Origin of the sequence: Bradyrhizobium sp. Arg816 (genome assembly GCF_029989365.1) — a bacterium.
In the GTDB taxonomy this organism is placed as follows: Bacteria; Pseudomonadota; Alphaproteobacteria; order Rhizobiales; family Xanthobacteraceae; genus Bradyrhizobium.
In genome coordinates, this window is record NZ_JAPRAQ010000002.1 from 524,929 (window position 1) to 538,170 (window position 13,242).

Genomic DNA, 13,242 nt, shown 5'->3' on the forward strand with positions numbered 1-13,242 from the left:
TGCAGCCGCGTCGTGTCATGTCCTCGCGCGGACAGACGGTCACGCATGCGCGGCCCGCGCGTTGCCTTCGCAACCGCCGCCGTCACCTATGAATTGCCGGACCAGATCCCCTGGGGCCTGGTTGACGCGCGAATTGCGGTGATAGTGCACTGAATTCATTCGCGATCGCCACCTAGCTGGCTCGCGGCTTCGGTCGGTGCTCGGCGGCAGCGCAATTAAGTGCACTGTCACCGTAATTCCGAAGCCGCGATCGGCGCCGAGTCCACCGGCGCCGGTGACGGGCTGGTAGGCCCATAGGTAGAAAGTCCCGCAGGCTACTTCGCCGCTTGCGACCAGAAGATGCGGTCGTTAAGCTATTCATGTTCCGCAGGGCGCGGCGTTGGGCTGGGGTGGAGAAGGTGTTCCGTACAGGAGCCCGGATCGATGGCGACCCCCAAGGACGATTCTCAGGTTGCGACTGAGAAAGCGCCGGCCCGGAATCGGCAACCGCTCGACACGCTCGAGCAAATCTCGCGCATATCGGTCCCGCTCCTGATCCCGATCGTGGTGGCGCTCATCGGATATTTCGGCAACGAGATCCTCAATAATCGACAGGGCGAGATCGAGAAAAAGAAGATCGACCTGGAGTACGTCAAGATCGCGAAGGACGTCGCGTCCAGCGTAACACCGGATGCCAACATTGTTATTACGAACTGGGCCTACCGGGTGCTGTTCAAGCTCTCGCCGGTCTCCGTTCCCGACGAAGAAGTCGAGATTCTCTCCAAGCAGCGTGCGCCGCTGCCATCGTCCGTTTCGCCGGCGATACTCGGGGGAACCGGCACGTCCGCTGCGGAATGGCCCTGGCTGGTGTCCGTCTTTGAGGACGGCACGTTCATTTGCAACGGGACCGTGATTGCTCCGAAGGCGGTGCTGTCGGCCGCCAACTGCATGTCCGGTGAACGGCGCGGCAAGTTCGAGGTGGCCACCGCGACCGATAATGGACCAAACGTCAGAATTGGCCGGCGGATTCCGGTCACCAAGTTCGTCGTTCATCCCACGTTTTCGGAGGACACCGCGCGGGATGACATCGCCATTCTTGAAATCGGCACGGCATTGCCGCCGCCCTTCATCACGATTGCAACCCAGAAATCGGCTGATCCGAGAATTGGCGAACTGACCCTGGTCGCAGGGTTCGACTTCAAATCGCAACCGGCAAGCCTTCTGCAGAGTCCGGTCCCGATCGCCAACGCCGCAATGTGTGCCGCAATGTATCCAGGCAAGGTCATGCCCGAGGGGACCTTTTGCGCTGGCTTCGAACACGGTGGCGCCGTTGCATGTGCGCACCGGGGTGCCGGAGGACCGGCAGTGCTGCTGAACAGCGCGGGCCGGAAATATCAAGTCGGGATCGTCAGTTTGGGCGAGGATTGCAACAGCCCCAAGGCGGGCCTCGGTGTCTACACTCGCGTGTCGTCCTATGCAGACTGGATCCGGAAAGCCGTGCCTAACCTGCCGGGCGAACAGGTGACGGGAGACAAGCGATAGGCGGAATTGCGGTGACAGTGCATCAAATTCATTCGCCATCGGCACCCTGTTGGCTTGCGGCTTCGGACCGCGTTTGGCGGACAGCATCAATTGAGTGCACTGTCACCGTAATTTCCAACGTCGGGACGCCGACTTATCGCGTAGTCACTGGGCGCCCCTAGGTGAATATCTTGGTCAACACTTGTGCAATCGTGCTGCTTGCAGCCTTCATCCCGATATCGGCCGCGAACGTAACGAGGGTCTTGCCCCATCGCTGAAGTTTGCCGGTGTCCGGCTTTGCAGTTGATGCTTCCGCTTTGAGGACATCAGCGATGTCCCGAAAGCCTTGCTGTTGATCGGGGTTCAGGGCGGCGAACTCTGGGGAGTTTATCGCTTGGTCGATGGCCTCAATTAGCTGATGCTGTTGTTGAACAAATGCCGATTGGGAAAACGTCCCCGCTCCCACCTGCGCCACCGCACCTGGACTATTGGACTGATTGATGACCGCGTTGACCACAGGATCTTTCTTCAACCGCTCACTCCCTTGCATCCCGTGTGAGAAATCGTCCAAAGCTTGCTGTTTGAACCGGTCCAGTTTACCACGGACCATTTCGAGATGGTTGGTGCTAACCTCTCCCAATCCCAGTCGTTCGGCCTTTTCAGTGATCTCCGCCCAGATCAGGTGCTGCACCCGGTCAGCGAAGTTCTTGAGATACACTAAGGCTCCAGGCTCGTGGCCCCCAGTGAACTCAAAGGTGAATTTCGACGCATCCGTGATCGTCGATTTGAGCAGGTTCGTCGCGATGTCCTCAAAGGCAATAAGGGTTGCCCCGCTCTTCAATCTTCCCGCAGCGGCGTGCTTGTTCTGCAGCGCCTTCACGTCGCGTGTTACCGCTTCGTGGACATCGGGTAACCGATTGTCGAGAGAGCGGCCGAGATAGTCCGTATCGAACACCATGTTGTTCTCAAAGAAAAAACGCCCCGGAGAGCACTATTCTAACCAACTCCGTGGGTTATGCTACCGGGCGTAGCTGGCTATCAACTGCTCCCGCTTGCTGACAATTGCGGTGACAGCGCATCAAATTCATTCGGCGTCGCCGACCGCCCTGCGGCTTCGGTCCACGCTTAGAGCCGCCCGGTCAGTCGCTCGAGGCGGGCGATGAAGCGGTCGTCTCCCAGTGGACGACCGGTACTCTCCGCGGCGCGCTCCTGAGTGAACAGGCCTACCTCCGGCGAACTGTCGAGCAGGTCGGCGAACACGAGAAGCGGTCCCTGATCAGCGTCAGCGCGCGTTGCGGTGACAGTGCACTAAATTGATTCCCGATCGCCAGCCCTACTGACTCTGGGGCTTCGGCCGACAGCTTGGTGCTAGCGCCAATTGAGTGCACTGTCACCGTAACTCCAGCCACTTCAATTCGTCGTGGTCTTGCCGCCGCGCATGGACACGAGCTTGTCCTCACCAAATCCGAGAATGAGCCAAGCGGTCTCATCGAAACCGTCTGCGAGCTTTCCCTCGTGAGAATACACGATCTGAGCAGCTTCCGACTTCGACGGCGGTCCCAACGCCGTGATGACCTCCTGACGCGACATACCTAAATGCAGCTTGCTGTCGAGGACGACGGGCGAGAACTTTTCCGGGATGATGGCGCAATCGGCCGAGGCCCCGGCGTCGTTCTCGGTGAGCTCTTCAACGATCTCCGTGACGAGATGGTCCGGGCCGCCCATCTCTCCGCTGGACACCACCCATAATCGATGCTGCGCGCGCCGATAACACAGCCAATAGATGCTATCTCCAGCGTCGCCTTGGTGTCGGATGGTCCCTTCGCCCACGGCTTCGCGAACCGCGCCGAGCCGCGTCTCTTCGAAGCGGCCGGCGAATGCGCCTAGCGAAAAGCGGGTCGCCAATCTCTTCACGACTGTCGGCGGCACGCGCTCGAACGCATGTTCGTCGACTGGGGGCGGCGGTGTCTGCGCGGAGCAGTCGTCCGCGGGGATCGCGAAAAGGAGAAGGAGCAAGAAGAGCGTCTTTCGACCATCAACTCCGAATTGCCTATATATTTCTCGCCTCAGCAGGTCGCGCCTAGGCGTCGAGAGTGCGGGCATCAGTTTCTGGGTGTCGGACACGTCAGTCACCCCAGATTCCCTTCATTGATCTTGTGCGCAACCTCGCCAACAGAGCTGCCAACGATGACGGCGGTCACGATTGGCCAAAAACCCGCCACCATGACGATAGCGCCCCAACGCATGTCTTCGCCGGGCCGTCTGTAGCCATCGTTGATGCCGCCGAGGATCAACCAGATCAGGCAGCCAATTGCATATCGCTTGAACCATTTCACGGCGAAATACCTTCCAGATATGGGCATTAGTGACCGTGACATTGAGGATGGTTCATCGGCAGGACCGGGCTTGCTCATTTACGAAAAGCGGTGACAGTGCATTGAACTCATCCGCGAGTCCCGGCCGACGCTGCGGCTCGGCCGTCCACGCTTAGCTAGGGCGTGTACTCATTAACTCGCAGATGTCCGATCTTGGGACTAAGCGGAAATATTCGGATCGATCAGAGCATCACCGGTTTTGACCCGAAGCGGACCTTTAAGTGCCGCCCGGTCCGGACTAGCAGCAGGCCACTGAAACCCTGCAAGCGCGTCTTCGGCAAGTTGAAAACATCGTCTCGAAAACATACGCTCCGTCCAGACGAAACTCAGGGCAGCTTCGTGCCGCGCGTTCCAGCCGCTGGGAAGATTCGCTCCGATGATGAAACCCGCCGTCATTGTCCCGGAGGATCAGTCTTTCGCCCTTGCGACCGTACCGCCCGGCCGGGCGCAGAAACGGCTTGCCCTTGCGGTCATGCTCGCTTTCCTGGGCGTCGTCTTAATCTTGGCAGGGGCGCTCTCGAACGTCCAGCTGGCGAGGATCGATAGCTTCGTCCCGGCCTACGGCACGGCGATGTTCGTGAATGACATGATCACCGCGGTCCTGCTGTTCAACCAGTTCGCCACCCTGCGTTCGAGTGCCCTCCTCGCAATCTCAACCGGGTATCTCTTCACGGGGCTCATGCTTGTCCCCTGGATGCTGGTCTTTCCAGGGGCGTTCGCGCCAGTTGGCCTGCTTGGCGCGGGGCTACAGAGCACGGATTGGCTCAACGCTCTGAGGTACGCCGGTTTTCCTACGTTCGTCATCGCATATACCCTTTTGAAGGTTGCCGATCCGCCCAAGCGATTGTGGGAGGGCTCAGTGGGCGCGACGATTCTTTCGAGTGTTGCGATGACGTCAGCCGTTGTGTGTGCCGTGACAGTTCTTGTCACAGTGGGTGAGGCATACTTGCCCCGCATCATGCTCGACCCGGTCCATTTTTCTAACCTCGCGCTCTATATTGCCAGTTGTCTAATCCTGTGGAACGTAGTTGCGCTCACTTTGCTCTGGATGCGCCAGCGTTCGGTGCTCGATCTGTGGCTGATGGTGGTTGTTTGCGCATATGCAATTGAGATCTATCTGGTCTCGTTTCCCGGTTTTGCCCGGTTCAGCGCCGGCTGGTATGCTGGCCGGGTCTTCGGGTTCGTGTCCAGCATTCTTGTACTCTTTGTCCTGCTGTATGAGATAACGACGCTTCACGCGCAGCTGCTCGGCGCGGTCCTGGCGCAACGTCGCGAACGTGAGGCGCGGCTGATGACCGGCGACGCCGTCTCGGCTTCAATTGCCCACGAAATCAAACAGCCATTAACGGCGATCATAGCCAGTGCCAACGCGGGATTGCACTGGCTTGATCGTGTCGAGCCTGACCTCGATAGTGCCAGGAATGCATTTCGGCGCGTCGTGACCACCGGACACCGTGCGGATGCCGTGATTGAAAATATCCGGATGCATTTCAAGACGGGTGCACGGACCCGGACTTCGCTCGATATCGACGATGTCATCCAGGAAGCTCTGACCGTCGTCCGTGACCAATTGCGGAGACATCGGGTCGCCGTTCAAGCCGACGTTAACAAACGGCTGCCGCGGATAAGAGGCGAACAGGTTCAGCTCCAGCAAGTGCTGGTGAATTTGATTACGAACGCAATTGACTCCATGGCCAAGAAGAATGGGGAGCGGGTCCTATCCATAAGGTCTGAAGTCCATCACTCCAGACACGTGATGGTATCGGTAGAAGACACGGGGGAGGGTCTAGAGCCCGGCGGCGCCGTGGATCGGATATTCAACCCGATGTTCACGACCAAAACGGATGGCATGGGCATGGGGCTGTCAATCTGCCGGTCGATCATCGAGGCGCATGAAGGACAAGTATGGGTGACCGCCGATAAAGGCCGCGGCGCCATTTTTCACTTCACGGTTCCGGTAGACTCGGACAGCCCATCCTAGTAGCCGCCTGAGTCCGACTTTGGCCCTTGTGCGACCTTGGACAACGTCCGCTCTTCCGCCGCTGTTGGGGGTTGAGCGGACATCAGTCGGCCAACCGTTTAATGAGTACACGTCCTAGCTTGCCGCGCCCAGCGTCTCTCCCTCACGCAGATGTGCCTGCGCCCCCTGCCCCTCGCCCCACTTTCCTGCTATCTCCTACCCCCGCCGCCCCGGCCCAAAGCAAAACCCCATCCGTTCAAGGGAGCAACAACCATGCGATACCTCCACACCATGCTGCGCGTGCGCAATCTCGATGCCGCGCTGAAGTTTTACCAGGATGCGCTGGGCTTGAAGGAGGTACGGCGGATCGAGAATGACAAGGGGCGCTTCACGCTCGTCTTCCTGTGCTCGGCGGACGATCTCGAGGCGCTGAAGAAGCAGCCGCAAACGCGCGGCGCGCCGCTGGTCGAGCTCACTTACAATTGGGACGAGGAGACCTACGGCGAGGACCGCTTCTTCGGCCATCTCGCCTATGAGGTCGACGACATCTACGCCACCTGCGCGCAGCTGATGAAGGCCGGCGTCACCATCAACCGTCCCCCGCGCGACGGCAACATGGCCTTCGTCCGCTCGCCGGATCTGCACTCGATCGAGCTGCTGCAGAAGGGCGAGCCGAAGGCGCCGGCCGAGCCGTGGTCGTCGATGCCGAATACCGGCCATTGGTAGGGCCGCGCCACAGGAACCAGCCCTCGCGACCGGTGTTGTCCCTCCGACATAACGATTGGAGGAGGACACAATGGGACGAGGACTGTTGCTGTGGATGCTTGGCGTGCCGATTCCTGTGATCATTCTGCTGTGGCTGTTCTTCGGCCACTGATCATCGGGCTCGATCTGCCAGATTCGATTTGCCAAGTTCGATTTGCCGAGTTTGGCTTGCAATGAAAGCTCCGCCGACGGCGGAGCTTTTTGCATGAGGGGCGCGCCGCAATCGCCGTCGCTCCGCCTGAGGAATTCGGCTATCACGCGCGCGAGCTTGCTCGTAGCCCGGATGGAGCGAAGCGTAATCCGGGACCGCTGCAGCCGAAGCACCCCGGATTTCGCTTCGCTCCATCCGGGCTACGAAACCGAAAACGCCGCGGGAGAACTTCATGCCGGACACCAAGCGGACGATCTGGGGCCGCGCCAACTCGGTCAACGTGCAGAAGGTGCTGTGGTGCCTCGCCGAGCTCGACCTGCCCTATGAGCGCATCGATGCCGGCATGAGTTTCGGCAAGACCCGCGAGGCCGACTATCTCGCGATGAATCCCAATGCGCGGATCCCGACGCTGGTCGAGGGCGACTTCGTGCTGTGGGAATCGAACTCCATCATGCGCTATCTCTGCCTCGCGCATGGCCGCGGCACGCCGCTCTATCCCGAAGCCGCGAAGCTGCGCACCAGCGTCGACCGCTGGCTCGACTGGACGCTGTCGATGGTGCAGCCGGTCGACCGCCCGGTGTTCTGGGGCATCGTGCGCACGCCGCCCGCCGAGCGCGACATGATCCAGGTGCAGCGGGATGCCGATGCCGCCGCCGAGGTCTGGGCCATCGCCGACCGCCTGCTCTCGTCGCGCCGCTTCATCGACGGCGACCAGTTCACGCTGGCCGACATCGCGGTCGGCGCCTATGCGCGGCGCTGGCTCGGCGTCGAGGGCATCACCCGCCCGGCCCAGCCGCATCTGACGCGCTGGCTCGCCGAGCTCGGCAAGCGGCCCGGATTTGCCCAGTTTGTCGCACCGCCGATGTCGTGAGCCGGCGGCGCGGCCTAAGCTGCGCTGAACGCGCGATGAATCGTCGTCATGACGCACGCATCAAGCGCCGCGCCGGGACTTGACGGCTACTGTGCATGGGGTTGTTTTAGCGTTTTTTTGTTTTAGGTGGTGCCTAGCGCCAGCCGCGCTCGACCAGCAGCACGCAGATGATCAGCACCAGCGTCACGGCGGCGGTGGCGAGCTTGGCCGTCCAGCTCAGGCCGCGGCCGACCCACAACAGCAGCGCGCAATACATCACGAAGGGGACGATGATGTCGGGCCGCATGAGATCCGGCGGCATCGGCTTCAGCGCCTGACCGTGGTCTCGACGCTGACCGAGCCGCCGATCTTCACGCAGGTGCCGGTGCTCTCGACCATGACGAAGCGCGGGCCATAGGCGGCGCAGGAGCCGGCCTTGGCTGCACCGCCCGCGCCCTTCAGCGGCAGCGCCTTGCCGGCCTGCGGCCGCTCGGCAGGCGGAAGGCGCAGGGCCTCGGCTGCGGCCGCGGAGGTGGCCAGCAACGGGATGAGGATGAGGAGCGGCGCGCGCATGCAGCCGTTCTAGCCCGGACCGGCGCCACGCGCCATCCGGGTCGCCTCGTCCGGGATCAGATGAACTTGACGCCGGCCGATTTGCCGCGGCGCCAGACCACCTGGCAGCTCCGCCCGGTGCGGGCATCGCGCGCGAACGCCATCCGGATCACGCCCGGGAGCTGGGTCGCGTCCTCGTCCATCGTGATCTTCGCGCCGGTATCGGAGATGTCCTGGACCAGGCAATGCCGCGCCGCGAACCCTCCGTCGAGCGTGATCCAGGCGTGCCGCGACAGCGATTTGCGGGCTGCGCGCTTCTTGGGCTGGGGCATGGACAAAATCTCTCCGGTTCCAGCGCTAGCTCAGGGGGCCTAAGAAACCGTTGAAATCGCCTGCGAATGTAACGGGGCTGTGGGCTATCCACCGGTGTCAAAAGACCGTTCCCGAACGGCTTGCCCACGGCGCCAAAGGCCACTATACGTTCGCCCGCTGCAGCCGCCGGGCTCGACTCGGGTGGCCGGCGGCCGTGCCGCGAAAAGCGGCGGGGCCTTGTGTTTGCTCCCTTCGTCTATCGGTTAGGACGCCACCCTTTCACGGTGGAGAGAGCGGTTCGATTCCGCTAGGGAGCGCCAACAAAATCAATCACTTGCCGCCTCCTCCGCCGCCGTGTCCAACACCTGTCCAATATACGGGTATGGACTCGTTCACAGCGCCGGGTCGCGGAGCTGCGCGAGATGGAGCGCCTTTGCTCGGATTGGGCGGACGATGACGATCTCGTTCTCGCGCGCGGCGGCCTGAACGCGCTGGCGGCCGACTACCGCGCCGCTGCGGACGCGATGGTTCCCTCCGGTGCTGTTTGGGACCTTTAGGGCGCGGTGAGCGTTGAGGCGTTAGCACCGGGGCAGGATCGCGAACCCCGGAGTTCGGATCATGAGCACGATCCCTGCGGACCTCGAAAGAAAGTTCGAACAACGGTGGGCCGCCAGATTCGCGCGGCCCATTCCGCCGGCTCCATTTGCGCGCCCAGCCTGTCCGAGCTGCAAGGCCCAGATGATGCTCGTCAGCATCGAGCCAAAAAGCCTAAGCGTGGACTTGCACATGTTTCGCTGCGCTGTCTGCAATCACGCACTTACGACCTTCGCAGCGCATGAAGATCCCATGCATTCCAATGGCCGCTGGCTTCAAGGCGATTTGCACCCACCGAAGTAACCCGCGCTGCAAGTCGTGACCGAAGGCGAGAAGCCGCGGCTGCCGGAAGGTTTCAGGGTCGAGCTCGACAAGGACGGCTGGCGGCACTCACTCGCGCGAAGCGGCGATGGCCTCAATGCATCTGCCGCTCTGACTGATCTTCACTAATCCGCCAGCCGCGTAGGGCATGACCATGTCCGATGACTGGACCAAACGAGCGACGAACATCCTTCGAGAACTTCATGCTGCCGAGACGGAGCTAATCGGCAGGGGTGTTATCCTGACCGACGGTAAGGCGGGGACGGTTGATCACGTCTTCCTTGACGAGGTGCACGGGCTCCGGATCTCGATCGGTGGCCACGACGGCAAGTGGCCGATTTCGACTCTGAAGCTTCTAGACTCCGGTTTCGCCAGATAGCTTGTCCGCCCGGTCCTCCGCGGTGGACCCTCGGTGACCGGGCGCCCAGCGCGGACTTCGAAGGCCTGCTCGCCGGTGCCTGGCCGAGTAAGCCAGTCACAGTTTACCTGGAGTGGCAGCCATGATGCAGAACGTTGTAGCCGGATGCGTCGCAGTGGCTTTGATTATCCTGGCCTTGATTGGCTTCGCCCAAACGCACCATGAATGTTGGCACGGGCACGTGCTCCTAACCCATGAGCCCTGCGGATCCGTCAGCCCTTCAATATAAGAACAACCATTTTCCGCTGATCTAGGGCGGGACCAAAGCCCCGCGGCTCGTGAAGTTCTGCCCGCACCGGTAAGCTTGCGGACGACTCAGCGCGAAAGACCCCTACCGCCCGGTAACCGCCTTCTGGCGCGCCGCGTTCAGGTCTGCCTTTGTCTGCGCAGTTGCGGCACTCGCGGGCTCTCGATTTGGGGGCGGCTCATTGAGGTCTCGGGCCCACTGCGCGCCAGATCGAGCAACTGACTTCGGAGCGGCATGTTCTGAGCTGGAGCAGGCAGAGACAAGAGAAACGACAACAAGAGACATCCCCGTCCGGCCCAACGTTCGAGTGATCCTGTTCATCAGGCAATCACCTTCCGGCGCGGCCTTACTGTTGGCGCCTGCGATCAGCTCTAGCATCGAAATAGATGACCACCGCGAATGTGGCGCCTAGAGCCAAAACGCTGACACAGCCGGTAATCAACACCACCGCCATCATAGCTGGATCAGTATTTCCACGGCGTCAGGGGTGGGCAATTCACGAATGATTAGCGCATGCAACAAGGCTGGAGCCCGCCAGCGTGAACCGGCGGCCGCTGATGCGGCGAAATCCGCTGCCCCGCATGAACCTCCCCGCCCCTGACCGACGACCAATGTCCCGTTGGAACCGGTACAGGCCATGGTGCTGCATAAATCCCCCTCGGACCGCCAGATCGGCGCCGCCTCGCCGGCTCCGCCGTCCTGGATGCACCGTACCGCGGCCTACGCGCCGGAGCGGCGCGCCGGAATGTTGGAGCACATGGCGCGGGCCCGATCGCTTCCGCAGCCCCAGGCCGCGACGGCGCCGACGCCGTCGCGCACGAGCGGCCTGGACATTCTCGGCGATGCCTTCGGCTACTTAGTTTTGTTCGGTGTCATCGCCCTGTTCTTCCAGTCGCGCATTCCGCTCAATCTCGGTGCCTTCCTCTTCCTCACCGACGGCGAGCGCATCGAGCACGCGCTTGGAACGATCGGCATCCGGCTCGAGCGGGATACGGTCGGCCCCGACATCATCAAGGGCTTCGCATCCCTGTTCGGGTGGTTCGCGCTGCTCGCGTCCTTGCAAGGCTCCGTCCCGGCCTCGCTTGCGGCATGGATGCCGCCGGACACATCCTGGTCCGCGATTGCCGGCATCGCATTCGTGTTCGCGACCGTCGAAGCGTCTGCGGGGTTGGCGATGCGGCACGCATTGCCGTGGTTCGGATTTCAGATCAGGCCGGACAGCCTGACTGCGACGGCGATCAAGCTCCTCATGGCCGTCGGCCTGCTCGCCTTGCTGGTGCTGCTCGGATCTCTCTGAGCGGCACACTGTCGTGACACGCCACGTCCATTTACCGAAAATTTACCCTCGCTATTTGATCGGCGTATCGTTTGCTTAGACGTTGCCCGCTACGTGATTTTACGGAAACACTCCGAAACACGATTGGCGTCATGTCCGTCTCAGAGTTCCTCAGGCAGCGCGCAGTGGAAGTCAGCGTGAGCGGCAGCTACTCGCTGCCGCGCTGGTACGATTGCGAGGGCCAGCTACGCACCTTCGCCTGCCGCACCAAGCGTGTCTCTCCGTTCCGCATGATCGTCGACGTGCCTGTCGTCGGCAAGGTCGGCGAGCGCGTGACCTCCTATTTCCAGGACTTTGGCGAATTCCAGTGCACCATCAGCGCGACGCTGAAGGCGGGCTTCCTGATGGAACTCGACATGACGCGGGAGCGGCGCGCCTGGATGTCGGAAAAGCTGACCTGGCTGGAGAAGAAGCAGAAGGACGCCAGCATTCTAGAACTGCGCAATGACGCGCGCTTCGTTCCCCAGGTCTCGCACACCTTTCTGACGCTCGCCGACGGCAGCACCCATGCCTGCTTCATCATCGACGTCTCCACGGCCGGCGTCGCGATATCCTGCGAATACGACCCGCCGATCGGAACCCCGCTTGCGGTCGGCGCCTGCGTCGGGCGCGTCATTCGCAAATTCGACAACGGCTTTGCCGTCAAGTTCGCCGAAAAGCAGCAGCGGGACGACCTCGTCCGCCTCGTCGTCCGTACGCCCATGCTGCAATCGGCCTGAATCGGCCCGATCGATTTTAACTCAATTTTAACTAAATACTGGAGGTGCTGATCCCCGCGCGGTAGGGTGTGACCCAGTACGTCCGCAATCACTGCGGGCCCCGAGTTATTGGAAGTCCCGGAATGTCCATCGCTGAGTTCGCCCCGGCAGAGACCGCCCAAAACGCGCCCGCCGCAAAGCCACAGCTCCCGCCCGGCGTCGTCACTGAAGGACCGCTCGTTCAGGCCAAGTTGCGCGAAAGCTATCTCCTCCTCGGCATTCTCTATGTCGGCGCTGTCGCGGGCATCATCTGGGCCATCACGCAAGGCGTCGGCAAGGTGGAGCTGTTTACCTTCGCCTGGATGTTCGCGCTGACGACATTCGGCATCGGCGCCGGCATGCACCGCCTGTTCGTCCATCGCAGCTTCCGCACCGGCCCGATCATGCGCGTGTTCTTCTGCGCCATTGCCCAGATGGCGGTGCAGGGCTCGATCGCGAAATGGGTCGCCAACCACCGCCGCCATCACCTTTATGCCGATGACGTCGGCGATCCCCACAGCCCGCAATTCGACGGCTTCGGCAATCGCTATGTCAGCGCGCTCAAGGGTTTCCTGCACGCCCAGGGCAGCTGGGTGTTCGACCAGGCGACGACCGAGAACGAATATTACGCCAAGGACATCCTCGCCGATCCCATTGCGATGTTCTTCGTGCGCACGCGCTGGGTCTGGTACGGGATGTCGGCCGTCTTCATCCCCGGCATGATCGGTTACGTTTTCGGCGGCGTGCACACCATGATCGGCTGCGTGCTGTTCTCCGGCCTGCTGCGTGCGTATCTGCTGATCCTCACCAGCCAGCTCACCGGCTCGGTCTGTCATGCCTACGGCTATCGCCGCTTCGAGGTCGAGGACGCCTCGACCAACGAGTTCGTGACCACGATCCTCACCTTCGGCGAGGGTCTGCACAACAACCATCACCGCTTCCCGCGGGACGCCTATATCTCGCACGCCTGGTGGGAGATCGATCTCAACGGCCTGATCATTCTGGGCATGGAGAAGATCGGCCTCGTCCACGACGTCTTCCACGCCTCGCACCGTCAGCTCGAGCTGGCGTCCGAAGCGGAGGCGCAGGCAGCCACGACGGCGCGCTAAGGCGACAGGCGGCGG

Annotated in this window: 16 protein-coding genes and 1 tRNA gene; 10 read left to right on the forward strand and 7 right to left on the reverse strand. The window is 61.8% G+C overall.

What is annotated here, in order from left to right; all coding sequences use genetic code 11:
- Nucleotides 1-423 precede the first annotated feature (423 nt).
- Nucleotides 424-1,521: a trypsin-like serine protease gene (locus OWC48_RS07525; RefSeq protein ID WP_161495823.1), complete on the forward strand. Its 1,098-nt coding sequence runs from the start codon at nt 424-426 to the stop codon at nt 1,519-1,521.
- A gap of 157 nt (nt 1,522-1,678) precedes the next feature.
- Here the strand turns inward: OWC48_RS07525 and OWC48_RS07530 are convergent, their stop codons facing one another.
- The 4 genes from OWC48_RS07530 to OWC48_RS07545 form a co-directional block, all read right to left on the reverse strand.
- Complete coding sequence (locus OWC48_RS07530) at nt 1,679-2,458, reverse strand: hypothetical protein (protein ID WP_282519391.1); 780 nt, start codon at nt 2,456-2,458, stop codon at nt 1,679-1,681.
- A gap of 167 nt (nt 2,459-2,625) precedes the next feature.
- Nucleotides 2,626-2,760 carry a hypothetical protein gene (locus OWC48_RS07535; RefSeq protein ID WP_282519392.1) on the reverse strand — a complete coding sequence of 45 codons (135 nt, stop codon included), beginning with the start codon at nt 2,758-2,760 and terminating at the stop codon, nt 2,626-2,628.
- 150 nt (nt 2,761-2,910) lie between these two features.
- Nucleotides 2,911-3,624 carry a hypothetical protein gene (locus tag OWC48_RS07540; protein WP_282519393.1) on the reverse strand — a complete coding sequence of 238 codons (714 nt, stop codon included), beginning with the start codon at nt 3,622-3,624 and terminating at the stop codon, nt 2,911-2,913.
- A 5-nt stretch (nt 3,625-3,629) separates the two neighbouring features.
- Nucleotides 3,630-3,836, reverse strand: a complete 207-nt coding sequence (locus OWC48_RS07545; protein WP_282519394.1) for a hypothetical protein — start codon at nt 3,834-3,836, stop codon at nt 3,630-3,632.
- A gap of 415 nt (nt 3,837-4,251) precedes the next feature.
- Between OWC48_RS07545 and OWC48_RS07550 the strand changes: the two genes are divergently transcribed.
- From OWC48_RS07550 to OWC48_RS07560, 3 genes are all read left to right on the forward strand, one after another.
- Nucleotides 4,252-5,856, forward strand: a complete 1,605-nt coding sequence (locus OWC48_RS07550; protein ID WP_282519395.1) for an MASE4 domain-containing protein — start codon at nt 4,252-4,254, stop codon at nt 5,854-5,856.
- Nucleotides 5,857-6,108: 252 nt separating this feature from the next.
- Nucleotides 6,109-6,561, forward strand: a complete 453-nt coding sequence (locus OWC48_RS07555) for a VOC family protein (protein WP_282519396.1) — start codon at nt 6,109-6,111, stop codon at nt 6,559-6,561.
- A gap of 422 nt (nt 6,562-6,983) precedes the next feature.
- On the forward strand, nt 6,984-7,622 hold the full coding sequence (locus OWC48_RS07560; RefSeq protein WP_282519397.1) for a glutathione S-transferase family protein: 639 nt from the start codon (nt 6,984-6,986) through the stop codon (nt 7,620-7,622).
- 133 nt (nt 7,623-7,755) lie between these two features.
- Here the strand turns inward: OWC48_RS07560 and OWC48_RS07565 are convergent, their stop codons facing one another.
- From OWC48_RS07565 to OWC48_RS07575, 3 genes are read right to left on the reverse strand one after another with little or no spacing between them, the layout of a single operon-like run.
- Nucleotides 7,756-7,923 (reverse strand): hypothetical protein, encoded by a 168-nt coding sequence (locus OWC48_RS07565; RefSeq protein ID WP_014495480.1) that lies wholly within the window; start codon nt 7,921-7,923, stop codon nt 7,756-7,758.
- Between the two features lie 5 nt (nt 7,924-7,928).
- Nucleotides 7,929-8,174, reverse strand: a complete 246-nt coding sequence (locus OWC48_RS07570) for a hypothetical protein (RefSeq protein WP_282519398.1) — start codon at nt 8,172-8,174, stop codon at nt 7,929-7,931.
- Nucleotides 8,175-8,230: 56 nt separating this feature from the next.
- Complete coding sequence (locus OWC48_RS07575) at nt 8,231-8,485, reverse strand: PilZ domain-containing protein (RefSeq protein WP_282519399.1); 255 nt, start codon at nt 8,483-8,485, stop codon at nt 8,231-8,233.
- 225 nt (nt 8,486-8,710) lie between these two features.
- On the opposite strand from OWC48_RS07575, the gene OWC48_RS07580 reads away from it, so the two are divergent.
- The 6 genes from OWC48_RS07580 (at nt 8,711) to OWC48_RS07605 (ending at nt 13,227) form a co-directional block, all read left to right on the forward strand.
- A tRNA-Glu gene (locus OWC48_RS07580) sits at nt 8,711-8,785 on the forward strand.
- Nucleotides 8,786-8,887: 102 nt separating this feature from the next.
- Nucleotides 8,888-9,022, forward strand: a complete 135-nt coding sequence (locus OWC48_RS07585; RefSeq protein ID WP_282519400.1) for a hypothetical protein — start codon at nt 8,888-8,890, stop codon at nt 9,020-9,022.
- Nucleotides 9,023-9,528: 506 nt separating this feature from the next.
- Nucleotides 9,529-9,759, forward strand: coding sequence for a photosystem reaction center subunit H (locus tag OWC48_RS07590; RefSeq protein WP_081369264.1), 231 nt, complete (start codon nt 9,529-9,531; stop codon nt 9,757-9,759).
- Nucleotides 9,760-10,682: 923 nt separating this feature from the next.
- Complete coding sequence (locus OWC48_RS07595; RefSeq protein WP_282519401.1) at nt 10,683-11,342, forward strand: hypothetical protein; 660 nt, start codon at nt 10,683-10,685, stop codon at nt 11,340-11,342.
- A gap of 131 nt (nt 11,343-11,473) precedes the next feature.
- Nucleotides 11,474-12,100: a PilZ domain-containing protein gene (locus OWC48_RS07600; protein WP_282519402.1), complete on the forward strand. Its 627-nt coding sequence runs from the start codon at nt 11,474-11,476 to the stop codon at nt 12,098-12,100.
- A gap of 122 nt (nt 12,101-12,222) precedes the next feature.
- Nucleotides 12,223-13,227, forward strand: coding sequence for an acyl-CoA desaturase (locus OWC48_RS07605; protein WP_282519403.1), 1,005 nt, complete (start codon nt 12,223-12,225; stop codon nt 13,225-13,227).
- Nucleotides 13,228-13,242 lie beyond the last annotated feature (15 nt).

Coding starts and splice junctions, on each gene's coding strand:
- OWC48_RS07525 (WP_161495823.1), top strand. CDS start 424: ATGGCGACCCCCAAGGACGATTCTCAGGTTGCGACTGAGAAAGCGCCG.
- OWC48_RS07530 (WP_282519391.1), bottom strand. CDS start 2,458: ATGGTGTTCGATACGGACTATCTCGGCCGCTCTCTCGACAATCGGTTA.
- OWC48_RS07550 (WP_282519395.1), top strand. CDS start 4,252: ATGATGAAACCCGCCGTCATTGTCCCGGAGGATCAGTCTTTCGCCCTT.
- OWC48_RS07555 (WP_282519396.1), top strand. CDS start 6,109: ATGCGATACCTCCACACCATGCTGCGCGTGCGCAATCTCGATGCCGCG.
- OWC48_RS07560 (WP_282519397.1), top strand. CDS start 6,984: ATGCCGGACACCAAGCGGACGATCTGGGGCCGCGCCAACTCGGTCAAC.
- OWC48_RS07565 (WP_014495480.1), bottom strand. CDS start 7,923: ATGCCGCCGGATCTCATGCGGCCCGACATCATCGTCCCCTTCGTGATG.
- OWC48_RS07570 (WP_282519398.1), bottom strand. CDS start 8,174: ATGCGCGCGCCGCTCCTCATCCTCATCCCGTTGCTGGCCACCTCCGCG.
- OWC48_RS07575 (WP_282519399.1), bottom strand. CDS start 8,485: ATGCCCCAGCCCAAGAAGCGCGCAGCCCGCAAATCGCTGTCGCGGCAC.
- OWC48_RS07585 (WP_282519400.1), top strand. CDS start 8,888: ATGGAGCGCCTTTGCTCGGATTGGGCGGACGATGACGATCTCGTTCTC.
- OWC48_RS07590 (WP_081369264.1), top strand. CDS start 9,529: ATGACCATGTCCGATGACTGGACCAAACGAGCGACGAACATCCTTCGA.
- OWC48_RS07595 (WP_282519401.1), top strand. CDS start 10,683: ATGGTGCTGCATAAATCCCCCTCGGACCGCCAGATCGGCGCCGCCTCG.
- OWC48_RS07600 (WP_282519402.1), top strand. CDS start 11,474: ATGTCCGTCTCAGAGTTCCTCAGGCAGCGCGCAGTGGAAGTCAGCGTG.
- OWC48_RS07605 (WP_282519403.1), top strand. CDS start 12,223: ATGTCCATCGCTGAGTTCGCCCCGGCAGAGACCGCCCAAAACGCGCCC.